29 protein-coding genes are annotated in these 26953 nt (G+C 73.1%); 12 read left to right on the plus strand and 17 right to left on the minus strand.

What is annotated here, in order from left to right:
• Positions 1–3 precede the first annotated feature (3 nt).
• The 4 genes from LCG91_RS13245 to LCG91_RS13260 all read left to right on the plus strand — a co-directional run bounded on the left by LCG91_RS13245 (position 4) and on the right by LCG91_RS13260 (position 4052).
• The gene (locus tag LCG91_RS13245; protein ID WP_224441663.1) at positions 4–1272 is read left to right on the plus strand and encodes a sensor histidine kinase; all 1269 of its coding nucleotides are present in this window, start codon (positions 4–6) and stop codon (positions 1270–1272) included.
• The gene (locus LCG91_RS13250; RefSeq protein ID WP_058749194.1) at positions 1254–1967 is read left to right on the plus strand and encodes a response regulator; all 714 of its coding nucleotides are present in this window, start codon (positions 1254–1256) and stop codon (positions 1965–1967) included. The genes LCG91_RS13245 and LCG91_RS13250 overlap by 19 nt, the downstream gene beginning before the upstream one ends.
• A gap of 130 nt (positions 1968–2097) precedes the next feature.
• Positions 2098–2979: an ABC transporter ATP-binding protein gene (locus LCG91_RS13255; RefSeq protein ID WP_224441664.1), complete on the plus strand. Its 882-nt coding sequence runs from the start codon at positions 2098–2100 to the stop codon at positions 2977–2979.
• The gene (locus LCG91_RS13260; protein ID WP_224441665.1) at positions 2976–4052 is read left to right on the plus strand and encodes an ABC transporter permease; all 1077 of its coding nucleotides are present in this window, start codon (positions 2976–2978) and stop codon (positions 4050–4052) included. The genes LCG91_RS13255 and LCG91_RS13260 overlap by 4 nt, the downstream gene beginning before the upstream one ends.
• A gap of 314 nt (positions 4053–4366) precedes the next feature.
• Here LCG91_RS13260 and LCG91_RS13265 read toward each other — a convergent pair whose 3' ends face one another.
• Together LCG91_RS13265 and LCG91_RS13270 are read right to left on the minus strand one after the other, a co-directional pair.
• A complete protein-coding gene (locus tag LCG91_RS13265) occupies positions 4367–5431 on the minus strand; it encodes a YeiH family protein (protein ID WP_224441666.1) in 1065 nt (354 codons plus the stop codon).
• Positions 5432–5459: 28 nt separating this feature from the next.
• Complete coding sequence (locus LCG91_RS13270; RefSeq protein WP_058727311.1) at positions 5460–6080, minus strand: LppP/LprE family lipoprotein; 621 nt, start codon at positions 6078–6080, stop codon at positions 5460–5462.
• Positions 6081–6251: 171 nt separating this feature from the next.
• On the opposite strand from LCG91_RS13270, the gene LCG91_RS13275 reads away from it, so the two are divergent.
• Complete coding sequence (locus LCG91_RS13275; RefSeq protein WP_058749198.1) at positions 6252–6593, plus strand: hypothetical protein; 342 nt, start codon at positions 6252–6254, stop codon at positions 6591–6593.
• Between the two features lie 104 nt (positions 6594–6697).
• Here the strand turns inward: LCG91_RS13275 and LCG91_RS13280 are convergent, their stop codons facing one another.
• Entirely contained in the window at positions 6698–7555 is an 858-nt protein-coding gene (locus LCG91_RS13280; RefSeq protein WP_058749199.1) for an ABC transporter permease subunit, read from the minus strand.
• A complete protein-coding gene (locus LCG91_RS13285; RefSeq protein WP_058749260.1) occupies positions 7552–8472 on the minus strand; it encodes an ABC transporter ATP-binding protein in 921 nt (306 codons plus the stop codon). The genes LCG91_RS13280 and LCG91_RS13285 overlap by 4 nt, the downstream gene beginning before the upstream one ends.
• A gap of 227 nt (positions 8473–8699) precedes the next feature.
• On the opposite strand from LCG91_RS13285, the gene LCG91_RS13290 reads away from it, so the two are divergent.
• Positions 8700–9158: a DUF4383 domain-containing protein gene (locus LCG91_RS13290; protein WP_224441667.1), complete on the plus strand. Its 459-nt coding sequence runs from the start codon at positions 8700–8702 to the stop codon at positions 9156–9158.
• Between the two features lie 155 nt (positions 9159–9313).
• Here the strand turns inward: LCG91_RS13290 and LCG91_RS13295 are convergent, their stop codons facing one another.
• From LCG91_RS13295 to LCG91_RS13315, 5 genes are all read right to left on the minus strand, one after another.
• Positions 9314–9718, minus strand: coding sequence for a PIN domain-containing protein (locus LCG91_RS13295; RefSeq protein WP_224441668.1), 405 nt, complete (start codon positions 9716–9718; stop codon positions 9314–9316).
• Positions 9715–9945, minus strand: coding sequence for a type II toxin-antitoxin system VapB family antitoxin (locus LCG91_RS13300; RefSeq protein WP_224441669.1), 231 nt, complete (start codon positions 9943–9945; stop codon positions 9715–9717). The genes LCG91_RS13295 and LCG91_RS13300 overlap by 4 nt, the downstream gene beginning before the upstream one ends.
• A gap of 76 nt (positions 9946–10021) precedes the next feature.
• Positions 10022–10963 (minus strand): 3-oxoacyl-ACP synthase III family protein, encoded by a 942-nt coding sequence (locus tag LCG91_RS13305; protein WP_224441670.1) that lies wholly within the window; start codon positions 10961–10963, stop codon positions 10022–10024.
• Positions 10960–11814, minus strand: a complete 855-nt coding sequence (locus LCG91_RS13310; protein ID WP_224441671.1) for an MBL fold metallo-hydrolase — start codon at positions 11812–11814, stop codon at positions 10960–10962. Before LCG91_RS13310 ends, LCG91_RS13305 begins: the two co-directional genes overlap by 4 nt.
• Complete coding sequence (locus LCG91_RS13315) at positions 11807–12820, minus strand: NAD-dependent epimerase/dehydratase family protein (RefSeq protein WP_224441672.1); 1014 nt, start codon at positions 12818–12820, stop codon at positions 11807–11809. Before LCG91_RS13315 ends, LCG91_RS13310 begins: the two co-directional genes overlap by 8 nt.
• A gap of 93 nt (positions 12821–12913) precedes the next feature.
• Here LCG91_RS13315 and LCG91_RS13320 point away from each other — a divergent pair, with 93 nt between their 5' ends.
• The gene (locus tag LCG91_RS13320) at positions 12914–14149 is read left to right on the plus strand and encodes a glycosyltransferase (protein WP_224441673.1); all 1236 of its coding nucleotides are present in this window, start codon (positions 12914–12916) and stop codon (positions 14147–14149) included.
• Positions 14150–14204: 55 nt separating this feature from the next.
• Here LCG91_RS13320 and LCG91_RS13325 read toward each other — a convergent pair whose 3' ends face one another.
• From LCG91_RS13325 to LCG91_RS13335, 3 genes are read right to left on the minus strand one after another with little or no spacing between them, the layout of a single operon-like run.
• Positions 14205–15362, minus strand: coding sequence for a Gfo/Idh/MocA family protein (locus LCG91_RS13325; protein ID WP_224441674.1), 1158 nt, complete (start codon positions 15360–15362; stop codon positions 14205–14207).
• Positions 15359–16201 carry a sugar phosphate isomerase/epimerase family protein gene (locus LCG91_RS13330; protein WP_224441675.1) on the minus strand — a complete coding sequence of 281 codons (843 nt, stop codon included), beginning with the start codon at positions 16199–16201 and terminating at the stop codon, positions 15359–15361. Before LCG91_RS13330 ends, LCG91_RS13325 begins: the two co-directional genes overlap by 4 nt.
• Positions 16198–17565, minus strand: coding sequence for an MFS transporter (locus LCG91_RS13335; protein WP_224441676.1), 1368 nt, complete (start codon positions 17563–17565; stop codon positions 16198–16200). Before LCG91_RS13335 ends, LCG91_RS13330 begins: the two co-directional genes overlap by 4 nt.
• 290 nt (positions 17566–17855) lie before the next feature.
• Between LCG91_RS13335 and LCG91_RS13340 the strand changes: the two genes are divergently transcribed.
• From LCG91_RS13340 to LCG91_RS13355, 4 genes are all read left to right on the plus strand, one after another.
• Complete coding sequence (locus LCG91_RS13340; protein ID WP_224441677.1) at positions 17856–18161, plus strand: putative quinol monooxygenase; 306 nt, start codon at positions 17856–17858, stop codon at positions 18159–18161.
• Between the two features lie 70 nt (positions 18162–18231).
• Positions 18232–19008 carry a LamB/YcsF family protein gene (locus tag LCG91_RS13345; protein WP_224441678.1) on the plus strand — a complete coding sequence of 259 codons (777 nt, stop codon included), beginning with the start codon at positions 18232–18234 and terminating at the stop codon, positions 19006–19008.
• On the plus strand, positions 19005–19670 hold the full coding sequence (locus LCG91_RS13350) for a 5-oxoprolinase subunit B family protein (protein ID WP_224441679.1): 666 nt from the start codon (positions 19005–19007) through the stop codon (positions 19668–19670). The genes LCG91_RS13345 and LCG91_RS13350 overlap by 4 nt, the downstream gene beginning before the upstream one ends.
• Complete coding sequence (locus tag LCG91_RS13355; protein WP_224441680.1) at positions 19667–20551, plus strand: biotin-dependent carboxyltransferase family protein; 885 nt, start codon at positions 19667–19669, stop codon at positions 20549–20551. The genes LCG91_RS13350 and LCG91_RS13355 overlap by 4 nt, the downstream gene beginning before the upstream one ends.
• A 36-nt stretch (positions 20552–20587) precedes the next feature.
• Here LCG91_RS13355 and LCG91_RS13360 read toward each other — a convergent pair whose 3' ends face one another.
• The 3 genes from LCG91_RS13360 to LCG91_RS13370 are packed head-to-tail and all read right to left on the minus strand — an operon-like array spanning position 20588 to position 23443.
• Entirely contained in the window at positions 20588–21625 is a 1038-nt protein-coding gene (locus LCG91_RS13360) for a DUF2891 family protein (protein ID WP_224441681.1), read from the minus strand.
• 16 nt (positions 21626–21641) lie between these two features.
• Positions 21642–22745: a DUF979 domain-containing protein gene (locus tag LCG91_RS13365; protein ID WP_224441682.1), complete on the minus strand. Its 1104-nt coding sequence runs from the start codon at positions 22743–22745 to the stop codon at positions 21642–21644.
• Positions 22742–23443, minus strand: a complete 702-nt coding sequence (locus LCG91_RS13370) for a DUF969 domain-containing protein (protein ID WP_224441683.1) — start codon at positions 23441–23443, stop codon at positions 22742–22744. Before LCG91_RS13370 ends, LCG91_RS13365 begins: the two co-directional genes overlap by 4 nt.
• A gap of 150 nt (positions 23444–23593) precedes the next feature.
• Between LCG91_RS13370 and LCG91_RS13375 the strand changes: the two genes are divergently transcribed.
• Entirely contained in the window at positions 23594–24247 is a 654-nt protein-coding gene (locus tag LCG91_RS13375) for a GntR family transcriptional regulator (RefSeq protein ID WP_224441684.1), read from the plus strand.
• Positions 24248–24251: 4 nt separating this feature from the next.
• On the opposite strand, the gene LCG91_RS13380 is transcribed toward LCG91_RS13375, so the two are convergent.
• Complete coding sequence (locus tag LCG91_RS13380; RefSeq protein ID WP_224441685.1) at positions 24252–25274, minus strand: amidohydrolase family protein; 1023 nt, start codon at positions 25272–25274, stop codon at positions 24252–24254.
• A 189-nt stretch (positions 25275–25463) separates the two neighbouring features.
• Positions 25464–26723 (minus strand): endo-1,4-beta-xylanase, encoded by a 1260-nt coding sequence (locus LCG91_RS13385; protein WP_224441686.1) that lies wholly within the window; start codon positions 26721–26723, stop codon positions 25464–25466.
• Positions 26724–26953: the final 230 nt, after the last annotated feature.

Below are 26953 nucleotides of genomic sequence, written 5' to 3' on the forward strand. Positions count from 1 at the left end.
CGCATGGGGAGGACGACGGAGGGGTGGGCCCGGCTGCCCGTCGGACCGCGGGAGCACCGCCAGGACGAACTGCTCGCGCTGGTGCTCGGCACCGGCCTGGCCGTCACGACGACGCTGTACGGCGCCGCGGGCGTGTACGAGGACGAGCAGGCACCGTGGTGGGTCTCGGCGCTGATGGTCGTCGCGAACGCGGCACCGATCGCGTTCCGCCGCCGGTGGCCGATGACGGTCGCCGTCGTGTCCGCGCTGGCGTTCGCCGCGACGCAGCTGCTCCACGTGCCCGAGATCGTCCTCGTCAACTTCACCCTCTTCATCGCGCTCTACACGGTGGGCGCCTGGTGCTCGGACCGCGTCCGTGCCGAGGCGGTCCGCTGGGTGATCATCGGCGGGATGTTCGCCTGGGTGTTCGTCTCGCTCTCGTTCGGGTGGGCGGTGCCGAGTGCCCTGCCGAACGACGAGGACGCGCTCATCCCGCCGTACGTCGCGTACTCGCTGGTCAACATCCTGATCAACGTGCTGTACTTCGGCGGCGCCTGGTACGCGGGCAACCGGGCGTGGGCGGCCGCGGTCGCCAAGCACGACCTCGCCGAGCGCACCGCCGAGCTCGCGGCCGAGCGGGAGCGCACGGCAGCCCAGGCGGTCACGCTCGAGCGGGTCCGGATCGCCCGCGAACTGCACGACGTGGTCGCGCACCACGTGTCGCTGATGGGCGTCCAGGCCGGGGCCGCGCGCCGCGTGGTCGACCGCGACCCGGCGCAGGCGACCGCCTCGCTCACCGTGGTCGAGGACAGCGCCCGCACGGCGGTCGAGGAACTCCGCCGCATGCTCGGGACCCTGCGCGAGGACGACCGAGGCGCGGGCGCGACCGACACGGCACCGAGCACGGCCGGGCTCGGCCGGATGTCGGAACTCGTCGAGGCCGTGCGGACCGCCGGTCACGACGGCGACCTCGTGGTCGTCGGCGACGAACGCCCGGTCCCGCCGACCGTCGGCGCGGTGGCGTTCCGGATCGCGCAGGAGGCCGTGACGAACGTGGTGAAGCACGCCGGGCCGACCGCCAGGGCCGACGTGCGGCTGCGCTACCTCGACGACGGCATCGAGGTCGAGGTCACGGACGACGGACACGGCGCCCGAGCGGCCCGCAGCACGAGCGGCAGCGGGCTGGGACACGTCGGCATGCGGGAACGCGTCACCGCGGTGGGTGGACGCATCGAGATCGGGCCGCGCGCCCGGGGAGGGTACCTGGTACGGGCATGGCTGCCGACGACCTGACGATCGTGCTCGCGGACGACCAGGACCTGGTGCGCGCTGGCTTCCGCGTCATCCTGGAGTCCGAGCCGGGCTTCCGGGTGGTCGGCGAGGCCCCGGACGGAGCTGCCGCGGTCGAGGCCGTCGTCGCACTGCGGCCGGACGTGGTGTGCCTCGACGTCCAGATGCCGGGCGTCGACGGGCTCGAGGCGGCACGGCGGATCGGTGCGCTGCCGGACCCGCCGGCGGTCCTCGTGCTCACCACGTTCGACGACGACGACGCGCTGTTCCAGGCGCTCGAGGCGGGGGCGAGCGGGTTCCTGCTGAAGAACGCCTCCCCCGAACGGCTGATCGACGCCGTCCGGACGATCGCAGCCGGGGACGCGTTGCTCGCCCCCGACGTCACCCGTCGGGTGATCAGCCGCGCGACCGCCGGTCACGGGCCGGACTGCCCCGGGGCCGACGGCGGCGACGGTGGGACGGCCGCTCCGGAGACCGGTGCGGCCGCGATCGCCGCGGCCGGCCTCACCGAGCGCGAGGCCGAGGTCCTGCGCCTGCTCGCCCGCGGCTACAGCAACGCCGAGATCGCCCGCGAACTCTTCGTCGGCGAGGCCACCGTGAAGACGCACGTGTCGAACGTCCTGCAGAAGACCGGTGTGCGCGACCGGATCCAGGCGGTCGTCTGGGCGTTCGAGCGGGGCGTCGCCTCCGCGAGCTGACGGAGTCCGCTCCCCCGTGCGGTGGAGCCGGGGCGTCGCGAAGTCCCGCCTCGTGCCGGATGCGTGGCGGGCCTGGCGGACCGTAGCGTCGAGACGTCGGCGAGGACCGTCGGCGGAAGGGGAACGGGCGATGCTCACCATCGAAGGGGTCACGAAGCACTTCGGCGACCGTCGGGTGCTCGACGACGTGGGGTTCTCGGTCGGCAGCGGCCGACTGACCGGGTTCGTCGGCGGCAACGGGGCCGGCAAGACGACCACAATGCGGATCCTGCTCGGCGTGCTGCAGGCGGACACCGGGCGGGTGTCGATCGACGGCAGCGAGGTCGGGCCGACCGACCGTCGCCGCTTCGGCTACATGCCCGAGGAACGCGGGCTGTACCCGAAGATGCCGGTCGCCGAACAGATCACCTACCTGGCGCGCCTGCACGGTGTCGACAAGCGGACCGCCGGGCAGCGCACGACCGCGCTGCTGGAACGACTCGACCTCGCGCAGCACGCGGGCGACGCCGTCGAGAAGCTCTCGCTGGGCAACCAGCAGCGCGTGCAGGTCGCCGCGGCACTCGTGCACGACCCCGAGGTCCTGGTGCTCGACGAGCCGTTCTCGGGCCTCGACCCGATGGCCGTCGACACCGTGCTCGGCGTGCTCCGCGAGCAGGCTGCCAAGGGCGTCCCGGTGCTCTTCTCGAGCCACCAGCTCGACGTGGTCGAACGGCTCTGCGACGACGTGGTGGTGATCGCCGACGGCACGATCCGCGCTGCCGGGTCCCAGGAGGACCTGCGCCGCAGCGCCGGCCCGGCCGCGTGGGAGCTGCTCGTCGACGGCGACGTCGCCTGGCTCCGCGACGAGTCCGGCGTCACCGTGCGCGAGTTCGACGGCGGCTACGCCGTGTTCGAGGCCGACGAGGCCACTGCGCAGCGCGTCCTGCAGCGTGCCGTCCAGCACGGCACCGTGGGGTCGTTCGCCCCGCGGGTGCCCCGGCTCAGCGAGGTCTTCCGGGAGGTCGTCCGGTGAACAGCTCCTTCGTGCACGCGGTGCAGCTCGTCACCGCCCGCGAGATCCAGGCCCGCCTCCGCAGCAAGGCCTTCGTGGTCTCGGCGGCGATCCTGCTGGTGGTCGTCGTGGCCTCGATCGTGATCGGCGGCATCGTCGGCAAGGCCACCGCGGACGACACGACACCCGTCGCGGTCGTCGACGGGGTCTCGCTCGAGTCCACGGACGGTCTCGACGTGACCCCCACGCGCACGGTCGCCCAGGCCGAGCGCCTCGTCCGCGACGGCGAGGTCGACGCGGCGATCGTGCCGTCCGACGACGCGCTCGGCTACTCGGTCGTCGGGCTCGAGGACACCCCCACCGACGTCGTCAGCGCGCTCAGTGTCACCCCCTCGGTCGAGCTGCTCGACCCGGGCACCCTGTCCGCGGGGCTCGTCTCGGCGATCGGCATCATGTTCGGCGTCGTGTTCTTCGCCTCGGCCGTGACCTTCGGCTCGTCGATCGCGCAGAGCGTCGTCGAGGAGAAGTCCACCCGCGTGGTCGAGATCCTGATGGCGGCGATCCCCGCACGGGCACTGCTCGCCGGCAAGGTGCTCGGGAACAGCATCATGGCGTTCGCGCAGATCGTCGCGATCGCGATCGCCGGGGTGGTGGCGCTGGCCGTCACCGGGCAGGACAACCTGTTCACCCTGCTCGGCCCGAGCGTGCTGTGGTTCGTCGGGTTCTTCGCGATCGGCTTCGTGCTCATCGCGTCGCTGTTCGCCGCGTCCGCCGTACTCGTCTCCCGTCAGGAGGACGTCGGCAGCGTCACCATGCCGGTGATGATGCTCGTGATGATCCCGTACATCCTGATCGTGGTGGCGGCGGACGACCCGACGATCGTCGGGATCATGTCGTACGTCCCGTTCAGCGCGCCGATCGGGATGCCGATGCGGATCTTCCTCGGGACCGCCGAGTGGTGGGAGCCGATCCTGTCGCTGCTCGTCGTGGCCGCCTCGGTCGTCGTGGTCGTCGCCGTCGGCGCGCGCATCTACGAGAACGCACTGCTCCGCACGGGCGGTCGCGTGAAGCTGACGGAGGCGCTGCGCGGCTGATGCGCGGTCGAGCGGCGGCGGCGGCAGCCGCGCCGCGCACAACCGGAGGCACGTCGCGCCCCGCAACCACACGGCGCGACGTGCCTTCGGTCGAGCTGGCGCACGTCTCGCCACGGACGCACCGCCGGACGGGAGGCACGCAGCCGGACCGCTCCGAGCCTCCCGTCCGGCACACGGCCGGGCTGAGCGCGGGGCGCCACGCACAACGCAACGCAGGTCGCACCACGCAACGACGTGGCGCGACCTGCTTGCTGTTGTGCGTGAGCACGTCGCGCCGGCACCGCCGCGCGCCGCACGCGCCGCCGTTCCGCGCGTCAGAGCTGGCCGAAGGCCGCCTGCACGCCCAGACTCGTCCCGGCGACGAGCACCCAGAGCACGATGCCGAGCAGCATCGGCCGGAACCCGGCACGACGCAGGGCCGCGAAGTCCGTCGAGACCCCGACCGCGCCGAGCGCCACCGTGATGAGGAACGTGGCCGCCGCCGAGAACCCCGGGGCCGCCGCCGCCGGCAGGACACCGGTGGTCCGCAGCAGCACCACGACGAGGAACCCGATCAGGAACCACGGGACCAACCGCAGCACGCGGACGCCCCCGGCGCGACGCGGCCCGTCTGCGGTGCCCGGCTGCGTGCGGGCGGTGCGGCGTGCCTCCAGGCCGGCCAGCCCGATCACGATCGGGATGATCATCAGCGTCCGGACCAGCTTGACGACGACCGCGGTGTCGGTCGCCTGGCGGCCGTAGACCGTGGCGGTCGCGACGACGGACGAGGTGTCGTTGACCGCGGTGCCCGCGAAGACGCCGAACGCGTGCTGCGACAGACCGAGCGCGTGTCCGACGAGGGGGAAGACGAAGACCGCTGCGATGTTGCAGAGGAAGATGGTGGACAGCGCGTAGGCGACCTCGGCGCTGGCCGCTCCGACCACGGGCGTGACGGCCGCGATGGCGGAGGCGCCGCAGATGCCGGTCCCGACGCCGATGAGCGTCCGGAGCGTGCTCGACACCCGGAGCAGCCGGCCGATCCCCCATGCGGCGACCAGGCAGACCACGAGCGTCGTGAGCATCACGGGCAGGGTCTCGCCACCGATGCGCAGGACCTCGCCGATCGACAGCTGCGCACCGAGGAGCACGACCGCTGCCTGCAGGACCCGGCTGGACGCGAACTTCACGCCGGGCTGGAGTCCACCCAGGTCGGCGGTCCCGTCGTCCTGCTGGCGTCGACGCCGCACGAGCCACCCCACCAGTGCGCCGAGCAGGACGGCCGGCACCGGACCGCCGACGACGGGGACCGCGCGGCCGACCACGGTCGCGGCGATGCCGATCACGACGGCGAGGGCGACGCCGGGCAGGGCGGCGGTGATCACCGGGCGGGTCAGGGGCACCCGGACAGCATGCCACCGGGACGACGGCTCACGGCGTCGGTGGGACGTCCCCGGACATCACGACCCGGCCGGTGTCGTCGTTCCACGTGTAGGTCGCGGTCGCCCGGCCGGACGGGTCGGCGTTGCTGTCCGCGCCCTGCGGGTACCGGTACTCGACGCGGATCGCGTCCGCCGACTCCCGCGTCACCTGCGGGACGAACGGGTACTGCTCCTTCGTCGCCGTTCCGAGGTACGACCCGTCGTGGAACAGCAGGACCGCGACCGGGGAGCTCGCGGTGGCGTCGACGACGGACACGGTCACCGCGGACAGCGCCGCGCACCCGTCGTAGACCGAGGTGTCCGCGTGCGCGGCGTCCCAACGCGCGGACTCGAGCCCGGCGGGCAGCGGGAGGTCCGCGATCGGGCCGGCAGCGGCTGCGGCACCGTCGGACGGTCCGCACGAGGGCGTCGCGGTCGGCGCCGACGACCCCGTGGCGGGTGCAGCGCCCGCAGCGGACGACACCGACGGCGACGCCGTGGGCGTGACCGTCCGCGTCACGGTGGCGGTCGGACCGGCGTCGCCCCCGCCGGAGCACCCGGCGAGGGCGAACGCGGCTCCGGCGGCGACGAGGAGCAGACCGACGGGACGGATGTGACGGGTGTGACGCATGAGACCACACTGCTCCTCGCGCTGTCCGGACGTTCGTCCCCCGACCGCACCACCGGCTGGAAGCGGTCCCTCCTCCGGCGTACCATCCAGGCGGAAGCAAGGGCGGTTCCGAACACCTCCCGAGCGCCGACCTCACGGGCCGGTCGAGTCAGACACAGATCAGAGCACGCCGTGACCGAACACCTCATCGAGTACGTCGCCCGCGACCGGACGGGCATCACCACCGTCGTCACCACGACCGGTGTCTTCGACGTGGACACCGTCATCGACCACATCCGCGCCGGACACGCCGGCTACTACGTGGCAGCCGACTCCTGGAAGCGCACGCCGGTCCGGAGCATGTCGTTCATCGGCGGCTCCTACCTGTTCGCGAACTGGGACGGCACGAAGCGGAACATGCTCCACGACCTCGCCTTCCGCATGCCCACGCATGCGGTCGAGGTCGTCCAGCAGCCGCGTCGCTCGTGGCGGCTGACGCGCGCCCTGCGCGGGCTGTTCTCGCGGGCGGCCTGACCCGCCGCTCCCCGGCTGCAGACGGACGGGAGGCGCGGTGCCAGCCGGCACCGCGCCTCCCGTGGCGTGCGTGGTCACGTCGTGACCCGTGGGCGGCGCCGTCGTCAGACGTCGCGCTTCTTCACCGCGGCCAGCGCGACCACGCCGATCGCGACGACCCACGCCGCCAGGACCCCGCCACCGGCCCAGCCGTCCAGCACGACGCCCTCGGGTGCGGGCTGCGCGGCGGAGCGTTCGTAGGTGTAGAGCTGGCTGCCGGCCTGGTCGGGCAGGAACCGCGACACGTCGAGGAGCCACTGCTGGTCCACCAGACCGGCGACGAGCTGCAGCACGATCGGCACGACGAGCAGCACGCCGAGCGCGATGGCGATGCCGCCGGCGCTGGAGCGGACGAGCAGCCCGATGCCGAAGGCGAGCAGGGCGATCCCGGTGACGTAGACCGACGATCCGAGGACCGGCATGACGACCGCGGGATCGGCCAGATCGGCGTGCACGCCCTTGTCCGCCTGGAAGAACGCGACGAGCGCGACGCCGATCCATGTCGAGACGGCGCTGACGACGAAGGTCGCGACGGCGAGGACCACGGCCTTGGCCAGGATCGCACCCGTGCGTCCGGGGTCGGCCGTGAAGGTGGACCGGACCTGGCCGGTGCCGTACTCCCCGGTGATGATGAGGACTCCGAGCACCGCGGCGACCAGGACGGTGAACCCGACGGACGAGGTGCTCAGCAGGACGATCTGCCGGTTCGCGATCTCCTGCGTGACCTCGGCGCCCTCGGGGAGTCCCATCACGGGGGCAGCGGCACCGATCATCGCGCCGAGACCGATCGTCAGGGCGACGATGATGGCGTAGCACCACCAGGTGGAGCGGATGCTGCGGAACTTGATCCACTCGCTGCGGACCAGTCGGCCGAACCCCAGGCCGACGCCGCTGGGCATGCCGGTGGCGGTCGCGGCGCTCATCGTGCGACCTCCGCCTGGTACTCGACCTCGTCCTTGGTCAGGGCCATGTACGCCTCCTCGAGGCTCGCACCCATCGGGGTGAGTTCGTGCAGCACCGCACCGCTCTGCGCGGCGATGGTGCCGATCTGCTGCGCGTCGGGCCCGACGACCACGAAGGCGCCGTCCTCGCGCGGGGTGATCGACGTCGCCGCGGAGCCGACGGCGCCGAACAGCTGGTCGGGGTGCGGCGTCCGGACGAGGGTCCGTGCACCGCCGCCCTGCCCACTGCCGGCGACGAACTCCGCGATCGGGGCGTCCGCGAGCACCTTGCCGCGACCGAGCACGACCACGCGGTCGGCGGTCTGCGCCATCTCGCTCATCAGGTGGCTGGAGAGGAAGACCGTGCGCCCCTCGGACGCCAGGTGACGAGCGAGCTGACGCACCCACACGACGCCGTCCGGATCGAGGCCGTTCACCGGCTCGTCCAGGATCAGGGTCTTCGGGTCGCCGAGCAGTGCCGCCGCGATGCCGAGCCGCTGCCCCATGCCGAGGGAGAACCCGCCGACGCGCTTCTTCGCGACCGACTCGAGGCCGGTGAGCTCGATGACGTGGTGCACGCGGGACTTCGGGATGCCGTGCGTCGCCGCGAGCGAGAGCAGGTGGTTGGAGGCGCTGCGCCCCGAGTGGACGGCCTTCGCCTCGAGCAGCGCCCCGACCTGGCGGAGCGGGTCGCGGAAGGACCGGTACTCCTGCCCGTTGACCCGCACGCGACCGGCCGTGGGCGTGTCGAGGCCCATGATCATCCGCATGGTCGTGGACTTGCCGGCGCCGTTCGGGCCGAGGAAGCCGGTGACGATGCCGGGTCGGACGACGAAGGAGATGTCGTCGACGGCGGTCTTGGCGCCGTAGCGCTTGGACAGATGCTCGATCTCGATCACGTCGTCCACGCTATTTCCGCGGGCCCGTCGAGCGCGTCCCCCCACGGGTGGAGACCCGGGGTCATCCCAGCGGAGGACCCGCGCATGCCCGACCGCGCTGAACGACCACTACGGCCCCGCACCAATCCGGCTGCGCAGCTGCTCCGAAACCCCTGTACGACGACGACGCTGCCCCTGTGCGGTGACCTCGAGACGCCGTCGTGGAACGCATTCGGAAGGACAGCACCATGACCAGCAACGCAGCTTCACCCCGTACCGGTTTCGCTTCGACCCTCGTCCAGAAGGGCGCCCTGCTCTTCGGGATCGTCTTCCTCATCGTCGGCATCGCCGGCTTCATCCCCGGCCTGACCATGGACATGGGCACCATGTCGTTCGCCGGCAACAGCTCGATGGCCATGCTCCTCGGGCTCTTCCAGGTGTCGGCCCTGCACAACATCGTCCACCTGCTGTTCGGCATCGTCGGCATCCTCGCCGCCCGGTCCGCAGCCGGCTCGCGCTCCTACCTGCTCATCGGCGGCATCATCTACGCCGTCCTGTTCGTCTTCGGCCTCTTCGTCGCGAACATAGCGGGCGCTGCGAACTTCGTCCCGCTGAACAGCGCCGACAACGTGCTGCACGCGCTGCTCGCCGTCGCGATGATCGTCCTCGGCGTGCTGCTCCCCCGCGCGGGTCGCACCGCTCGCTGATCGACCTCGGTGGGCCGTCCGGTGCTGGGCGGTCCGCCGGACCAGCGGTGGCCTCCCCGGGGATCAGGGGCCATCGGGCGCCCCCGTCGCAACAGCGGCGGGGGCGTCGTCGTGTCCGGCAGCCGGGCTCACGGAACGGAGCCGCGCGCGACGCGTCAGCCCTCCGGCAGGTACTCGTGGCGGAAGCGGGGCATCACGGCAGCGATGTGGTCGTAGTCGTGGTCCGCGGTCAGCACCACGGCATCGTTGGTCACCGCGTACGCAGCGACGAGGACGTCGACGACTCCCGCCCCGCGCACGTACCCGCGGTGCCACAGCGACTGCTGGATCTCGAGCGCGGCGTCCACGGCCGGCACCACGTCCGCCGGCAGGAACGCGGCCATGTCCTCGGCCAACGCAGCGTGTTCGGCGCTGACCCGTGCGGAGGAGCAGTACTCCAGCACCTGGGGAGGGCAGGTCAGGATCAGGTCCTGTGTCGCAACCACCCGGAGTCGTGCAGCGATCGACGGGCAGCGGCCGGCCTTCCACCACACGGAGTTGTCGACGATGTAGGCGCTCACTGCCCTTCGACGGGGACGCCGGGTGCCGAGTAGTGCACGACGGGAGCCTGCGTCTGCTCGTCGAGCACGTCGCGGGCGAGGATGCGTTCGACCGCGGCCGGCTGACGCCGCACGGCGATCAGCGTCTGCAGCGCACGGTTGACGACGTCGCGGTTCGTGCGTGCACCCGTGAGCTCCTTGGCGGTGTCGAGCACCGACTGGTCGAGGTCGATCGTCGTGACGGTCATGCGGTCCTCCAGCGTCTCGGGGTCGAGCAAGATCGGATAACGGTTTGTACAAGACCGACAGGTCGGGATCGAGACGTCAGAGGCGCAGCGCGAGGGCGTTCGCGGTCAGGCCCGCCGCCGTCCCGCAGAGCAGCACGGTGTCACCGCGACGGAGTCGTCCGTCGTCGAGGCACCGCGCGAGCATGAACGGCACCGACGACGACACCGAGTTCCCGAACGCCGCGACCTCGTCGACGTACTTGTCCGTCGGGATCCCGATCCGGCGCATCGCGAGCCCGATCGCGCCGCTGGCCTGGTGCGGGACGACCAGGTCGACGTCGTCGAGCCCGAGCCCGCTGCGCTCCCAGAACCGCGCGAAGAACGCGGGCAGGACCCGGAGCATCCCGGTCAGGGCGCGGCGGCCGTGCATGTCGAACAGGTAGTCCGCCGGGTCCCCCTCGGCGTACCGCTGCGCCGGGTGCCGGGACAGACCGCCCCGGAGCTCGGTGTCGTGGGCGTGCTCCGGCCAGGTCTGCTGCAGCGCCGAGAGCACACCCTGCGTCCCGTCGCCGCGAGTGAGCACCACGGCGGCAGCGGCGTCCGAGAACAGTTCGGCGGACTCGCGCTGCGCCGGGTCCAGGAAGCGCGACCCGACGTCACCGGACACGACGAGCACCCGCTCGTGGTCGCCGTCCTCCAGGTAGCGGGAGGCGACGTCGAGCGCCGTGATGAAGCTCGTGCAGGTGGAGTTGACGTCGAGGGCGGCCGCCCGTGCGTCGGGTGCGACCCGCTCCATCACGAGTGCCGCCGTGCACGGGATCGGCTGCACGCCCGCGGCGCAGGCGGCGATCACCAGGTCGAGGTCGGCGGCGTCGATGCCGGCGCGCTCGATCGCGCGCGAGGCTGCCTCGGCGAGCATGTCGAGCTGTGACACGTCGTCGGCGATCCGGTAGCGCGTGACGGTCCGGGTGCCACTGCCGTAGGTGACCCTCCGGTCGGGCAGTGCCGTCCCCCAGCCGGCGATGGCGCAGTGCTTCATGGTCCCCCTCGGTCCTCGTCGTCGTCGGCGAGCAGGTCCACCCCGGTCCGGTGCTCGTCGTGGCTGAACAGCAGTCTGACACCCGCGCGCTCGAGTGCGAGCAGGCGCTCGGCGGTGTCGCGCTGCGCTCCGGAGTCGTGTGCGACCGCGCGCGGCAGGAGACGCAGGTCGTGTTCCCGCCCGAGCAGGTCACGGCTCCACGCGGCGTCGCCCGCGAGCAGCACGCGGTCCTCGACCAGCAGGCCGAGGTGTCCGTCCGTGTGTCCGGGTAGGCGGACGAGGCGGGTGCGACCGTCCCCGAACGGGTCGGCCGTCGCGAGTCCGGCCCCGGCGAGCGGACCGGTCGGGGCGGGGCCGAAGGCGCTGTCCGGGACGACCCGGAGCCGGTCGACGAGCCCCTCGGGCAGCAGTCCGCGCAGCTGCCCGGCGAGCAGCCGTGGGCGGGCGACGCTGCGGGCGATGCCCTCGGTGACGAGCACCGTGGCGTGCGGGACGGCGGCGAGTCCGCCGACGTGGTCGGGGTGCAGGTGGGACAGGACGACGTGCGTGACGGCGTCCGTGTCGACGGCGTCGGCGAGCGTGCTGCCCGTCGGGACCACGGGTGGGAGCAGGCGTCGGTACGCCCACCCGGCCGCACCGGTCCGCCACGGCAGGGGTGCGTACCCGGTGTCGAACAGGACGGTGCGGTCCGGACCGGTCCAGGTGAAGACGTTCGCGGGGAAGACCCGGCGTCCGCGCGGGGCACCGCGGACGAGCCCGCGCAGGTCGTGGGTCGTCCACCCGCAGGCGGCGGCGCGCAGGACGCCGCGCGGGCGCTCCGCCACGCGACCGTCCGACGGACGCTCAGTCACGCGGCTGCTCCCCCACGCGACGGCCCCGCTGCCCGGCGACGGCGTAGCTCGCCAGTGCCGCGTCGAGCCCGACGACGGGCTCGTAGCCGAGCACCCGCCGCGCTCGGGTCAGGTCGAGCGTCTGCGAGTGCGTGATCGTCGACACCGTGTACCGGGTGATCGGTGGTTCCGGCTGTCCGGGCAGCACCGTGCACACGGCCTCGAGCACGGCGGCCAGCGCGGACACCGGCCCGGCGGGCAGGCGCAGGTACCGCGGGCGCACCCCGAGTCCGGTGAGCAGCTGGTCGAGGAGCTCGACGAAGGGGCGCGGGTCCCCGTTCGTGATGTTGAAGGCGAGCCCGGCGGCCTCCGGTACCTCGGCGGCGAGCCGGACGGCGTGTGCGACGTTCTCGACGGCGGTCAGGTCGACGAGTCCGCGTCCGCCGCGCAGGAGCGGCACCCCGACCCGGTCGTGCACGCGCAGCAGCCGCGGCACGAGACCCGTGTCCCCGGCGCCGACGATGCCGCGGGGGCGCAGGACGACGATCTCGGGTCCGTCGGGGTCGCCGCTCGCGGCACGGAGGAGTGCCTCCGCGTGCAGCTTCGAGCGGATGTAGTGGTTCATCGGGCGGCTCGGGTCGACCTGGTCCTCACGGATGTCGAGTCGGTCGCGCGGTGCGGCGTAGATGCCGGGCGACGAAACGTGCACGAGCCGACGCGCCCCCACCCGTCGCGCGTACTCGAGCACCCGGGCGGTCCCGGTGACGTTGGCGTGCTCGAAGGCCGACCAGGGCCCCCACGGCGAGCTGAGCGCCGCACAGTGCACGACGACGTCGGCGGGTACGTCCGAGCGGGCGAGGTCGTCGAGGTCACCGACGTGCACGTCCCCGGCGGGCAGTGCTCCGCCTCGTCGCCCCGACGCCGTGACGTGGTACCCGCGCTCGCGCAGGTGCCGCACGACGTGGCCGCCGACGAACCCGCTCGCCCCCGTGACCAGTGCGCGCTCCCCGGTGCCCGTTCCCCCCACGTTGCCGATCCTACGGGCAGGCCGGGTACCGGCAGGAGCACGCCGATGGCCCGGCAGGAGCCCGGCGCGACCCGACGGCCCTAGGCTCGGGACGTGCGGATCGCGCTGGTCACCGACTACTACCTGCCGACGCTCGGGGGCGTCCAGACGGCGGTGCGCTCGCTCGCCGAGGCCCTCGTGACCGCCGGGCACGAGGTCACGGTCTTCTGCCCCGACGACCCGGCCGGCCCCGCCCACACGCCCGGCGGCGCAGCCGCGCCGGCCGTCGTCGGCCTGCCGGTCTCTCCCGTGTTCCGCCCCGACGGCTACCCCTTCGCCTGGTCGCCGCGGCGCGTCCGTGCCGTGCTCCGTCGCGACTTCGCCGCGCGCGGCACCGACGTCGTGCACACCCACTCCGAGATGTTCGCCGCACTCGGTGGGCTCCGTGCCGCGCAGGACCTCGGCATCCCCGTGGTCCACACGATGCACGGCCGCATCGACGTCTACACGCGGAACGTCCTGCCCGTCCCGGCCGTGACGACCGCGCTGCTCGCGTTCCTGCACGCGACGCAGGTCTCCCGTCGCGGCATCCACGTCGCGGCCGACACCCCGTACACCCGCACCCGGACGGCACGTCGGATGTGGCGGGTCATGCTCGCGCAGTCGCGGGCGAGCGACCACGTGGTGGTCCCGTCGCGGCACTTCGCCGACAAGCTCGTCGACCGGGGTGTCCGGACCCCGGTGTCGGTCGTCTCGAACGGCATCGAGCCCGCTGTCCTCGACACGATCGGGCCGGCGTCGGTCCGGACCCGGGCGGTCGACGAGCCGCTCCGGGTGCTGTGGGTCGGTCGCCTGTCGCCCGAGAAGCGTCCGGGGGTCCTGGTCGAGGCCGCCCGCTCGTTCCCGCCCGGCACGGTGGTCGACGTGCTCGGCGACGGCGTCGCGCGTACCGCGGTCGCCCGGTCGGCGGTCGGCACCCCGGTCCGGCTGCACGGCTCCACCCCGCACGACGAGGTGCTCGCCGCCATGCGACGCGCGCACGTGCTGGTGTCGAGCTCGGTCGACTTCGACAACCAGCCGATGGTGATGCTCGAGGCCGTCGCCACCGGCCTGCCCGTCGTGCACTGCGACCCGGACCTCGCCGAGGTCGTCCCCGCGGGCGGCGGCTTCACGACGCCGACACCGGACGCCGCGGGCATCGCGACGGTCGTCCGGCGGGTGCACGAGGAGCCGGAGCTCCTCGAGCGGGCGAGCGCCGCCCTGGTCGCGGCCCGAGGCCGCGTCGAACAGCGCGTCGACGGACTGGTCGCGGTCTACGAGCGCGTCCTGCGGCCGTCCCGCACCACGTGACAGCCTGGAGGCTCGGAGCCGGCCGGCACCGAGCCTCCCGACCGTCGTGTGTCGGTCAGACCGTGGCGGACGCACCCTCGAGGGTCGCGGCGAGCGGGTCGAAGTCCTCGGGCAGCGACGCGATCGGCGCGACCGTCGACGCGACCTCGACGAACGCGCGGCGCTCGACCGACTCCTCGACGGCCACCATGGTGTCGAGCACGTGGTAGCCGACCTCGCCGGTCGCGATGTGCGCACCGCCCCCGCGGATCGCCCGTGCCATGTCGAGCACGCCGAGGCCGCGGCCGACCGTCGGTTCCTCGTCGGACAGGGTCTCCCACTCCTGCTCGATCGGGAACGACACGTCCGCGCCGAGCGGCCGGGCGATGCGGATCGGGTGGCCTCCGCCGAAGGTGTTCGGGTCCGGGAGCACGATCGTGCCCTCGGTGCCGTTCACCTCGAAGACGCCGTGCCGGAAGAGCGGGGTGTCGAACGACAGCAGCGACTGCGCGTTCCCGCCCTGCTCGAACGACGTGAGCACCGAGAGGTGCGTCGGGACCTCGACCGGGAACTCCTGCCCCGCGTTCGGTCCGACCACCAGCTGCCGGGTGTCGCGCGACCGGGTCCCCGTCGCCACGACCGACGCGACCGGGCCGAGCAGGTGCACGAGTGCCGTGAAGTAGTACGGCCCCATGTCGAACAGCGGACCGGCGCCCTTCGCGTAGAGGAAGGACGCGTTCGGGTGGAACACGTCCGGACCCTGCCACTGGAAGCTCGTGACGGCGGTGAGCGGGGTCCCGATCGCGCCGGCCTCGATCGCGCGCTTGGCGGTCTGCCACCCGGTGCCGAGGACGGTGTCGGGCGCGATCCCGAGGCGCAGGCCGAGCTCGTCGGCGAGCGCCACGAGCCCGGCGGCGCTCGCGCGGTCGACGCCGATCGGCTTCTCGCTCCAGACGTGCTTGCCCGCACGGAGCGCGGCCGTGGAGACCTCGACGTGCGTGGCGGGCAGGGTCAGGTTGACGACGATCTCGACGTCGGGGTCGGTGAGCACCTCGTCGCCCGTGCCGGACGCGGGGATCCCCCACTTCGCCGCCGTCGCCGCGGCGCGCTCGGTGTCGATGTCACCGATGCGGACCACCTCGACGTCCGGGAAGGTCGTGAGGTTCGTCAGGTACTGCTCGCTGATCATCCCGGCGCCGATGAAGCCGACGCCGACGCGTCCCGTGCGGGTCATGCGGACACCCCCGTCGTGGCGGTCGCACCGGATCCGGCGAGCGCGGCCTGCAGCCAGCGGTACGACTGCTCGACCCCGTCGAAGATCTCCCCGTCGAAGCCGTCGAACTCGATGACGGCGTACTCGAGCGCGGTCGCCGCTGCCAGCGCCTCGGCCAGACGGACGTCGCCCTGCCCGGCCGGGGTCTGGTCGGTCGGCACCTGCGCGGTGGAGATGCCCTCGCGCATCGGTCCGTCCTTGACGTGCACGGCGACGATGCGGTCACCGAGCTCCTCGACGAACGGCACCAGGTCGATGCCCGCGGCGGACGCCCAGTACAGGTCGAGCTCGAGCACGACGCGCGGGTCGAGCAGCTCGGCGAGCACCTGGAGCGCGGGCTTCCCGTCGATGCGGGGCCGGAGCTCGTGGTCGTGGTTGTGGTACCCGACGCGCAGTCCGTGCGCGGCGGCTTCCTCGGCGGCCGCGTTCAGCCGGGCGGCGATCCGCTCGACGCCCTCGCGGCTCGTCCAGTGGTCGGGCCCGACGAACGGGTCGATGACGATCTCGAGCCCGAGGGCCGACGCCTCGGCGAAGGTCTCGGCGTGCGACGGTGCGGTCATCACGGTGCCGTCGGGCAGCGGGATCGTCTCCTCGACCAGGAAGGCGTGACCGGTGCGGGCGCTGATGCCGTGCGCGTCGAAGGCCGTCCGGAGCACGGCGGCGCGACCGACGAAGGCGAACGCCTCGACGGTGTCGAACCCGATGGCGGCGAGGCGTGCGACCCCGCCGTCGAGGTCGGGCGCCAGGGCCTTGTCGACCGTGTAGAGCTGGAGCGAGATGCGGGGTGCCACGGTGGTCACCGGACCTTCTTGATCGGGAGGATGACGAGCGCACCGAGGAGCACGGCGACGCCGGCACCCCAGAGCATGAGCGTGTAGTTCTGGCCGCCGCCGATGCCGAGCAGGAACAGGCCGACCGCGGGGGCGAGCGACTGCGGCAGGGCGTTGGCGATGTTGATCACGCCGAGGTCCTTGCCCGGGCGCTCCGGGTCGGGGAGCACGTCGACCACGAGCGCGGTGTCGATCGCGGCGTAGATGCCGTAGGCGAAGCCGAGCACGATCTCGGCGAAGTAGAACCCGCCGACCGACTCGACGTGGGCGAGGATGATGAGGCCGACGGCGGTGAGGGCCGTGGAGCCCCAGACGAACACCTTGCGGCGACGGACGCGGTCCGACACCCAACCGGACACCGCGGCGCTGACGAGCAGGGCGACCGTGTAGAGGAGCACGCCGAAGGCGACGGTCGCGGTGGCCTCGGCGACGTCCTCGATCCCGATCTGCTCCTGCATGTAGAGCAGGCGGTAGGTCGTGAACATGAACGTGCCGAAGGTGATGAGGAACCGGCCCCACCAGGCGAGCCCGAAGTCGGGGTGCTTGATCGGGTTGGTCCAGAACGACGCGATGAGCGTGAGCCAGCTGAAGGGCTTGGTGGTGGCCGGGAGCTCGTCGCGGGCGACGACCGCGTAGACGAGGATCACGACGATCGCCAGGATGCCCGGCGCGATGAAGAGCACCGGCAGGTTGCCGACCAGGTACACGGCGAGGTACAGGCCGGCGAGGATCGCGATGTTCTGCGCGAGGGCGATGACGCTCGAGGCCTTGCCGCGCTGGAACTCCGGCACGTTGTCGGCGAAGCTCGCGGTCAGCGTGGCGAGGACGGCGTTCGCGGCGACCTGGGCGAGCACCCACGCGACGGTGAGCTGCAGCACGTCCGGCGCGAACGCGAGCCACGCGAGGGCGACGACGAAGACGACGACACCGGTGACCATCCACGGCCGACGACGTCCCCAGCGCGTGCGGGTGCGGTCGGAGAGCGCTCCCGCCAGCGGGTTGGCGAGCAAGGCGCCGAGGGCACCGAACGGCAGGACCGAGCCGACGATCGTCTCGGGGCTGTCCGGGTCGAGCACCGTCGCCTTGATCGACATGCTCACGAACACCGGCGTGAGCAGTGCGGCGAAGAGGCCGAACTGGGCGAGGCTGAGCGCCCAGAGGTACTTCGGGCCGACCCGGACGGTGCTGACGCTCTGCGTGAGGCCCTCGACCGAGAACGCCCGCGATGCCGCTGCGGGGTCGGCGCTCGTGGCTCCGGCGGCCGCGGTGACCGGCGGGTTCGCGGTACCGGCGAGACCGGACTGCGGTTCTTCCTTCGACGTCGGTGTCGACATGACTCCTCCTCGAGCCATCGGGGGCAGGGTGCCCTCATGAATACCTAGTGCTGGTAGGTGAGCAGGACAGTAACACTCAAAACCTTCCTCCGGAAGCTTTTTCTCGACATGTGTCGCGGCCCCGTCCCGCGGGACGCAACACCGGCGGGTCCACGCGACGGTCCACCGCTGCGAACAGTCGCCGACGTTGCGTTCTGCACTTCCCCGGCAGGTCGCGGAACACCACGTGTCGTCACCGCGTTGGTGCACGTGAAGCCCGATCGACGGGCGCCGCTGACGGAAGGTGCACCATGACCCAGACGGTCCTCCTCGAGGTCCAGCTGCGAGACGACGTCGCGCAGGACACCATCGAGTCCGCGATCCGCGAGACCCTCGCCCAGACGGCCGCCTTCGCGGGCAACGAGTCCCTCGAGGTCCTGGTCGACGACACCGACCCGCTGCACCTCGTCGTGCTCGAGCGGTGGACCACCCCGGCCGACCACGACGCCTACGTCGCCTGGCGCGCCACCGACGAGGGCGCCCCGCGGGCCCTCGCCGCGATCGTCGCTGCTCCGCCCGTCACGCGCACGTTCAGCCGGGCGCTCGATCTCGGCTGACCGGAGGGGTGACACCGTCACGGGCGCTCGGTAGATTGTTCAACAACCACCCGACGACGCAGGAGCGCCCGTGACGACGATCGACCTCAACAGCGACCTCGGCGAGGGCTACGGCGTGTGGACGGCCGGTGACGACGGGGCCGTCCTCGACCTCGTGACGAGCGCGAACATCGCGTGCGGTGCGCACGCCGGGGACCCGACGATCATGCTCGCCACCGCCCGCGCAGCCGTGGCACGAGGGGTCGCGATCGGTGCCCACGTGGCGTACCGGGACCTCGCCGGGTTCGGCCGTCGCCCGGTGCACGTGACGCCGGACGAGCTGCACGCCGACGTCGTGCACCAGCTCGGCGCGATGGCCGCCGCGGCGACGGTCGCCGGCGGCCGCGTCACGTACGTCAAGCCGCACGGCGCGCTCTACAACACCGCCTGTGCCGACCCGGTGCAGGCCGAGGCCGTCGTCCGTGCGGTCGCGGACGTCGATGCCTCGCTCGCGGTCCTCGCCCTGCCCGGCTCGGAGCTCCTCGCCGCGGCCGAGCACCGCGGTCTGCGGCCCGTCGCCGAGGCCTTCGCGGACCGCGCCTACGAACCCGACGGCTCGCTCGTGTCGCGCAGCCGTCCCGGCGCGGTGCTGCACGACCCGGACGAGGTCGCCGCTCGCGTGCTGCGGATGGTGACCGACGGCTCCGCCGTCGCCGTGGACGGGTCCGAGGTCCGGGTGGCCGCCGAGTCGGTGTGCGTGCACGGGGACTCCCCCGGTGCCGTCGCGATGGCCCGGGCGATCCGGGAGCTCCTGTCGGCCGAGGGCGTGGAGCTCACCCCCTTCGCCCCGGGCGCGACGACGCCGTGAGCGAGCGCGACGACGCCGTGACCGACCGCACCGCTCCGGACATCCGGCCGGCCGGGCGCTCCGCGGTCCTCGTCACCTTCGACTCCCTCGAACAGGTCGTGGCGTTCCGCGGCGGTCTCGGAGCGGACCCCGAGGGCGTCCTGCCCGGTGTGCACGAGGTCGTGTCCGGCGCCCGGACCCTCCTCCTGCGCTTCGACCCGACGCGCACCGATCCCGCGCGGCTCCGGAGTGCACTCGACCTGGTCGTCCCGGTGCCACCGGCCCCGAGCACGGACGACGTCACCCTGGTCGTGCCGGTCCGCTACGACGGCGAGGACCTCGACGAGCTCGCCGTCTCGCTCGGGACGTCCCGCGACGCCCTCGTCGACTGGCACACCGGGCAGGTGTGGACGAGTGCCTTCTGCGGGTTCGCGCCCGGGTTCAGCTACTGCACGGGCACCGAGCCATCGCTCGGGGTGCCACGGCGGAGCACCGCCCGGACCTCGGTGCCGGCCGGCTCGGTCGCCCTGGCTGGCGAGTTCAGCGCCGTCTACCCGCGCAGCTCCCCCGGCGGCTGGCAGCTGGTGGGGCGGACCGACGTCGCGATGTGGTCGCTCGACCGCGACCCACCGGCGCTGGCCCCGCCCGGCACGCGCCTGCGCTACGTCGCGGTGCCGTCGTGACCGCGCTCACCGTGCTCGAGGTCGGGTTCGCGGCGAGCACGCAGGACCTCGGTCGCCCGGGCTTCAGCGAGGCGGGCCTCGGCGCGGCGGGCGCAGCCGACCGCGGGTCCGCGGCCCTCGCCAACCGCATGGTCGGCAACCGTGCGACGGCGGCCGTCCTGGAGGCACTGCTCGGCTCCGTCACGCTCCGCGCGGACGGGCACGTGGTCGCCGCCCTGACCGGCGCACCCGGTCCGGTCGCCGTCGAGCGGGCGGACGGCCGGGTGCACGGCGCAGCGATCGGCGAGGTCCTGATGCTCCGCCCCGGTGACGTGCTCCGGGTCGGTCTGGCCGAGTCGCTGCTCCGCACGTACCTCGCCGTGCGCGGGGGTCTCGCCGTCGAGCCCGTCCTGGGCAGCCGTTCGTGGGACTCGCTCGCGGGTCTCGGTCCGTCACCGGTCCGCGCGGGCGACGTCCTGCCGGTGGGCGTGGACGCGGACGGGTGGCCCCTGGTCGACGCCGTCGCACCGCCGCTCGCACCCCCGTCCGGCGGACCGGTCGTGCTCGACGTCGTCGCCGGTCCGCGCGACGACTGGTTCCGTCCGGACTGGCGCCGCACGCTGACCGGTCAGACGTGGACGACCCGGCCGGACAGCGACCGGGTCGGGGTCCGCACCACCGCGCCCGACCCGCTCGTCCGCCAGCGGGACGGCGAGCTGCCGAGCGAGGGCGTCGAGACCGGGTCGCTGCAGGTACCGCCCGAGGGCCACCCAGTGCTGTTCCTCGCCGACCACCCGGTCACCGGCGGGTACCCGGTCGTCGGGGTCCTGACGGCGGCCTCGGTCGACCGCGCCGCGCAGCTCCGCCCCGGCGACCCGCTGCGCTTCCGGCTGGTCGGCTGACGGCACCGTGCCCGCCGACGGCCCAGCACCGGTGGGTCAGCGCGCGGCGCCCTCCCGCGCCTCCATGGCGTCCCACGCGAAGCTTGCGAGCCAGTGCGTCGAGTAGTACTCCTCACCGACCGCCGCCTCGAGGCCGGAAGCCAACAGCTCGTCGACCGCCGCGTCGAGCAGCCCGGCGACCGGCACGTCACCGCTGTCGGCCCGCAGGGCGGCGACGATGCGCGCCGCGCTCCCTGCACGAGACAGGTCCAGGCCGTACAGGTGCACCTGCTGCGCATCCGAGGGGTCGCGGACCACCGTCGGGCGGAGCACCTCGGCGTCGGGGCCGACGTCGGACAGGAACCTCGCCGCCCAGTCGCGGTACTCCGTGGGCGGGAGCACGACCGCCATGAGGTCGGCCTCGGCGAGCCCGGCGGACAGGAAGTCGTGCCCGCTTCGCTCCCACCCGAACGGCCACCCCGCGTCGGCCCCGAACCACTCGCGTGCCGCCCCCTCGACCGTGGCGACGAGTCCGTCCCGCCCGAGGACGCGCGCGGCGTCGTGCACGAGCAGCAGGCCGAACGCCGAGTTGCCGTGCACCCCGTGGCGCACCGGGTGGGCGGCCGCGGCGGTCCAGTCCGTCACCAGGTCGGCGATCGCGTCGACCACGGGTACGAAGCCCGGAGCGAGCGCCCGGAGCTCGGGCACCTCGGACGCGGTCACCTCGGCAGCGAGGCGCAGCAGCCACGCCCAGCCGTAGGGCCGCTCGAAGTGGGGTGCGGCGCGCAGGTACGCGGCCTCCGTCGCCAGGTGGTCGGCGCGCAGGTGTTCCTGCAGGACCGCGGTCAACGCCGTCTGCTGCTCCGCCGGTAGGCCGTGGGCGAGCAACCGCGCGGCGAGCCAGTGCATGTGCACGGACGAGTGCCAGTCGTACGACGTCGCGAACGCGGGGTGGAGCTCGACGGGCAGCGCTCGGTCGTCCGGCCCCGTCGTCGCGTGGTGCGCGGCGTACGGGTACTCGCGGGTGGTGTTGTCGAGGGCGACCCGGGCGAACCGCTCGGCCCAGGCGGCACGGCGGAGGTCGGGGCGGTCCACGTCGGGACGGTGGTTCTCAGAATGCGACAAGGTACATGATCCCGGTGTTGACGGCGAGCAGGACGACGGCGGTCGGCAGCTGTGCCTTGATCGGCCCGTACTTGTCCCGCATCTCGAGGAGCGCCGCCGGTACGAGGTTGAAGTTGGCCGCCATCGGGGTGACGAGCGTGCCGCAGAAGCCCGCGAGCATGCCGATGGCGAAGATCGCCGCGGGGTTGCCGTCGAACTGCTGGACGAGGACGGGCCACCCGATGGCGGCGGTCATGATCGGGAAGGCCGCGAAGGCGTTGCCCATGATCACGGTGAAGACCGCCGTGCCCACGCAGTACAGCACGACCGCGGCGAGCAGGGACCCGTCCGGCAGCACGGCCTTCGTGATGGTGCCGACCGCGGCACCGACACCGGCCTGGGTGAAGACGATGCCGAGCGTCGAGAGCATCTGCGGCAGGAGCGCTGCCCAGCCGATCGCCTGCAGGAGCCGCCCGCCCTCGCGCACGGGGGTGGCGACGCTCGGCGGCCGGAGGACGAGGACGGCGACGACGACGGCGAGCACCGAGCCGAGGCCGAGCCCCGTCAGCGTGGCGCTGCCCTCGGCGAGGAGCGGCCGGTCACCGATCCGCACGAGCGGTCCGAGCGTGGCGACGAGGACCGCCACCACCGGGACGACGAGCGCCGGCACGAAGAGCCGGTTGCCGAAGCGGCGGGCGGACGCGGCGCGTTCCTCGGGACCCGTCGTGGCGAGGACACTCGTGGCGCTCCGTCCCTGCGCCGCCGCGACGCCCTCCTGCGCAGGGACCCGTTCGACCGTGCCGGTCGGGTCCGCCGGACCGGTCGGGGCACCGGTCCCGGCCCCGGGGACGGCCGCGACGCGGGTGCGGCTCGTGGTGCCGGTCAGTCCGGCACCGGCCAGGGCCACCATCACGAGCACGGCGACGCCGAGCACCCACGCCGGCACCGCACCCGAGACGACGAAGGTACCGACCGGGAAGGAGACGCCGAGGATGCCCCAGAACGCCGCGTTCCCGAGGCGCTTGGCGTGACCGGCGTCGGCGGCGATGAGCACGGCGACGACGACGAAGAACGCGCCGATGAGCCAGTAGAGCCACTCGCTGGTGATCACGCTGCCACCCCCTGGGTCTGCGGCTGGACGGCGGCTGCCATCCGGTCGAGCCGTCGGTCGAGCAGCAGCAGGCGGATGCCGTGCACGACCAGGGCCGCGATGCCGGTCGGGATCGCCCAGAGCGCGAGGTCGATCGGCTCGAGCGCCAGCCCGTAGGTGGTGTCGACGAAGGTGGTGATGAGGAGGATCGAGCCGACCGCGACGAACACGTCCTCGCCGAAGAACACCCCGACGGTGTCGGACGACGCCGAGAAGCCCTTGATCTTCTCGCGCATCCGCTCGTCGATGCGCCCGTAGCGCTTCAGGGCGGCACCCTCGGCCATCGGGTGCACGAGCGGACGGACCGTCTGCGCGGGACCGCCGATGCTGGTGAGCCCGACGGCGGCGGTGACCTGGCGGACCGCGAGGTACCCGGCCAGGATCCGCCCGGTCGTGAGTCGGTCGAGCTTCGCGATCAGGCGCTTCGCCTGGTCCTGCAGCCCGTAGCGCTCGACGAGCCCGATGACGGGCAGGACGAGGGCGAACGTGGTGACGCTCCGGCTCGACGCGAAGCCGTTGCCGAAGGCGTCGAGGATGCCGACCGGGTCGATGCCGCCGATGGCCGCGGTGACGATGCCCGCCACGGTGACCACGAGCAGCGCGTTGACGCGGAGGGCGAAGCCGACGATCACGACGGCGACACCGATGAGGACGAACATGCGGGACAGTCTCGTCAGCATTGTTCAACAATCGCAAGGGGTACGGGCGATCTGTAACACGCACGCAAACTGCGGGCCGCTGCCCGATCCGCTCAGCGCGCGTCGGCGCGCGCGACGGCTCCCCGCGCCCGCTCCGGGGAGGATCGGGGGATGACCCGTTCCCTCGGCGGCGCCGAGTCCACCGCCGCCCGCCTGCGCGCCGCCATCGCGGGCGGCCACCACCTGCCGGGTGCCCAGCTGTCCGAGGAGCGCCTGAGCGACGAGCTCGGCGTCTCGCGGAACACGCTCCGGGAGGCCTTCCGGCTGCTCGCGCAGGAGCGCCTCGTCGAGCACGTCTTCCACCGCGGGGTGTTCGTCCGTCGGCTGACGCCCGAGGACGTCCGCGACCTCTACGCCGCGCGACGGGTCCTCGAGACCGCCGGCGTCCGCGCCTGCTCGCCGGACTCCCCGGCCCTGTCCGACGCGGTCGCCGCGGTCGACGCCGCGCAGGCCGCCGCCGCAGCCGGACGGTGGGCCGAGGTCGGCACCGCCGACATCCGCTTCCACGCGGCGCTCGTCCGAGCCGTCCCGAGCGAGCGGCTGCACGGTCTGATGGACTCCCTGCTCGCCGAGATGCGCCTGGCGTTCCTGTCCACGGACGACCCCGCGGCCTTCCACGCGGACTTCGTCGAGCGGAACCGGGCCATCGTCGCCGCGCTGCTCGACGGTGACCGAGACACCGCAGCGTCCCTGCTCGGCGACTACCTCGACGACGCCGAGCGGACCCTCGTGACCGCGGCGACCGCAGGAGCTCCGCGCACCTGATCCGTCATCCGTGGTCGCCGAGCCCGAACAGTCGCCGCGCGTTGCCTGACGCGAACGCCTCCCGCGCGGCGTCGTCGGGGAGCTCCGCCAGGAACCCGTCGATCTGCTCGCGGGTCGGTGACTGGAACGGGTGGTCGGTCGAGAACACGAGCCGGTCGACCGACGTGACGGCGAGTGCGTGCCGCAGCAGCGCCGGGTCGAGCATGCCCGACGCGGTGATCCAGACGTTCTCGCGCAGGTAGTCCGTGACCGACCGATCGAGCCCGGCCGTCCGTGCGACACCGTCGGCCCGACCGTGCCAGAAGAGCAGCAGTTCCCCCCAGTGCCCGAGCACGAGCTGCAGGTCGGGGTGCCGGTCGAGGGCGCCGCTCGCCATCAGCCGGAGCGCGGCCGTCCCCGCCTCGAGGTGCCAGCCCCACCCGAACGTCGCGAGGGCGAGGTCCACCGGTCCGCCGAGCCCCGAGTACGCGGCTCGGCGGACGGCGCCGGGCGGTACCTGCGGGTGGATGAAGACCGGCTGGTGCAGGCGCGACGCCACCGCCCACAGGTCGTCGTACCGCGGGTCGTCGAGCGTCACGTCACCGACCCGGCCGTACGTCATCACGCCCGTCAACCCGAGCGCGACGGCGCGCTCGAGCTCGGCCGCGGCGGCTGCCGGGTCCGCGAGCGGGAGCGTCGCCATGGCCCGGAACCGCCCGGGGTGCGCGCGGATCGCCTCGACGACCTCGTCGTTCGCGTCGCGGGCGAGCGTCACGGCGTCGGCGGTGGTCGGCACCTGTGCGCCGGGCGGGGCCAGCGAGAGCACCTGGACGTCGACGCCCTGCGCGTCCATCGCGGCGAGCCGTCGCTCCCCCAGGTCGGCCAACCGCGCACGGACGTCGCCGTGGTCGTTGAGCACGAGGCTGGTGTCACGGTCGTCTCCGGTGAGGCCCTGGAGCGCCCGGTCGACCGGGTCCGAGATCCAGTGCTCCTCGATGCCGATCAGTCGCGCCGTGCCCAGCCCGTCCGTTCTCGCGTCCCCGGACATCCCGTGTCTCCTGTCCGACGCGCGGCCGCCGCGCGCCACGACGGACGGTACGCCGGATGCGACGACGCGACCGGATCAGGTCGGGTCGGATCGCGTCGGTCGGTCGGTCGCGGGCGGCGCGAGCGGTGTCGGACGGGAGGCGCGTGGCGGGCCCGCACCGCGCCTCCCGTTCGTCCCGCGGTCACGTCGTCACGTCGTCGGCGCGACCAGTGCGTGCTCCGCAGCGTCCCGGCCGACGTCGAACGCCGTCGACGCCCCTCGCGCGTCCGCCCGGTAGTCCCCGCGGAACCCGCGCACCCGCAGCTGTCCGCGCTCGTCCGTGCGGAACACGGTCGGCCCGGTCCACCACTCCTCCTTCACGAGCCGACGCAGCGCCTCGTAGGACGGCTTCGGCGTCCCGTCCTCGCGTACCAGCCCGATCGGTGCGCCCAGCCAGGCGCCCGCGTCGGTGATGCCCCAGTACGTGACCGCCTCGACCGCGGGGTGCCCGACCAGGCTCCGGTAGTGCCGCTCGACCTCGTCGGCCTGCCGTGCCTCGCCCTCGGGTGTCGACGGCCACGAGTCCACCCGGTGGTCGTTGAGGTCGACGACGTGCGCGGGCATGAGGTCCCCCGACACGAGCGAGGTCTCGGTCAGGTGCAGCGGCAGACCGTACCGGGCGAACCGGTCGACCATCGCGAGCATCGTCTCCTCGCCCCAGTAGCCCTGGTGCATGTGGGTCTGCAGGCCGATCGCGTCGATCTGCACCCCGGCCTCGAGCACGCCCTCGATCAGGCACTCGTACGCGCTCGACAGGTCGAAGTCGTTGAGCAGCAGGGTCGCGTGCGGGTTCGTGGCGCGGGCCTCCTCGAAGGCCATCCGGATGGTCGGGATGCGGCCCTTCGCCCGGGCGAGCGGGGTGATCGCGTTGTCGCCGTTGTCGAACACGGGCATGATCACGACCTCGTTGATCGCGTCCCACGTGTCGACCAGCCCGGCGAGGTCGGAGACCTCGCGCCGGATGCGCTCGCGCTGCAGCCGTTCGACCTCGTCGAGGGGCAGCCCGAGCAGCCAGTCCGGCTGCACGGTGTGCCAGACGAGCGGGTGACCCTTGCGCGCGATCCCCCGCTCGCGGAACCACTCAGCGGTGCGACGGAGCCGGGCGGTGTCGGGTCGGCCGCGCTCGGGCTCGAAGGTGCCCCAGTAGAACGGGAGCGTCGCGGTGGTGAACACGTCGGTGTACAGGTCCGCGAGCCGTTCGAGGTGCTCCCGCTCGTCCCCGTCGACCTCGTCGTTCGCGAGCGCGACGAAGTCGAAGCCGATGTTGCCGAAGCCGAAGGCGTGCCGGGTCTGCTCGACCGTGACCTCGACGTCCGGTAGCGGCGTGCCGTGGTGGTCGACGACGGTGAGGACGACCTCGCCGGTCCGGTGGGCGACCGACTGCTGGGCAACCGACTGCTGGGTGTCCATGACTGCTCCCCTGGTGGCATCGTCGCCACCGTCGTCCGGATTTGTTGTGTGCTCGAACATAGCATCGAGCCGCCTCGGTGTCAGGAGTGTGCGTCTCCGGCTGTCCGCCGGACGATGCTGCCGACCGCACCCGCCACCACCGCAGCGAGCGACAGCACCCCGGCGAGCGCCGACGCATCCGGGAACCCTCCCGACCGGCATCCTGGTACCGCTCCTGAACGAACCGGAGT

The sequence above is a fragment of the Curtobacterium sp. TXMA1 genome, from assembly GCF_020162095.1.
Taxonomy (GTDB): domain Bacteria; phylum Actinomycetota; class Actinomycetes; order Actinomycetales; family Microbacteriaceae; genus Curtobacterium.

Bases quoted from the DNA above. Each gene is read 5' to 3' on its own strand.
- LCG91_RS13370 (WP_224441683.1), bottom strand. From the start codon at position 23,443: ATGTTCGTCCTCATCGGTGTCGCCGTCGTGATCGTCGGCTTCGCCCTC.
- LCG91_RS13300 (WP_224441669.1), bottom strand. From the start codon at position 9,945: ATGACCGTCACGACGATCGACCTCGACCAGTCGGTGCTCGACACCGCC.
- LCG91_RS13340 (WP_224441677.1), top strand. From the start codon at position 17,856: ATGACCCAGACGGTCCTCCTCGAGGTCCAGCTGCGAGACGACGTCGCG.
- LCG91_RS13270 (WP_058727311.1), bottom strand. From the start codon at position 6,080: ATGCGTCACACCCGTCACATCCGTCCCGTCGGTCTGCTCCTCGTCGCC.
- LCG91_RS13375 (WP_224441684.1), top strand. From the start codon at position 23,594: ATGACCCGTTCCCTCGGCGGCGCCGAGTCCACCGCCGCCCGCCTGCGC.
- LCG91_RS13325 (WP_224441674.1), bottom strand. From the start codon at position 15,362: ATGACCCGCACGGGACGCGTCGGCGTCGGCTTCATCGGCGCCGGGATG.
- LCG91_RS13245 (WP_224441663.1), top strand. From the start codon at position 4: ATGGGGAGGACGACGGAGGGGTGGGCCCGGCTGCCCGTCGGACCGCGG.
- LCG91_RS13385 (WP_224441686.1), bottom strand. From the start codon at position 26,723: ATGGACACCCAGCAGTCGGTTGCCCAGCAGTCGGTCGCCCACCGGACC.
- LCG91_RS13380 (WP_224441685.1), bottom strand. From the start codon at position 25,274: ATGTCCGGGGACGCGAGAACGGACGGGCTGGGCACGGCGCGACTGATC.
- LCG91_RS13255 (WP_224441664.1), top strand. From the start codon at position 2,098: ATGCTCACCATCGAAGGGGTCACGAAGCACTTCGGCGACCGTCGGGTG.
- LCG91_RS13305 (WP_224441670.1), bottom strand. From the start codon at position 10,963: ATGAAGCACTGCGCCATCGCCGGCTGGGGGACGGCACTGCCCGACCGG.
- LCG91_RS13250 (WP_058749194.1), top strand. From the start codon at position 1,254: ATGGCTGCCGACGACCTGACGATCGTGCTCGCGGACGACCAGGACCTG.
- LCG91_RS13280 (WP_058749199.1), bottom strand. From the start codon at position 7,555: ATGAGCGCCGCGACCGCCACCGGCATGCCCAGCGGCGTCGGCCTGGGG.
- LCG91_RS13290 (WP_224441667.1), top strand. From the start codon at position 8,700: ATGACCAGCAACGCAGCTTCACCCCGTACCGGTTTCGCTTCGACCCTC.
- LCG91_RS13335 (WP_224441676.1), bottom strand. From the start codon at position 17,565: ATGTCGACACCGACGTCGAAGGAAGAACCGCAGTCCGGTCTCGCCGGT.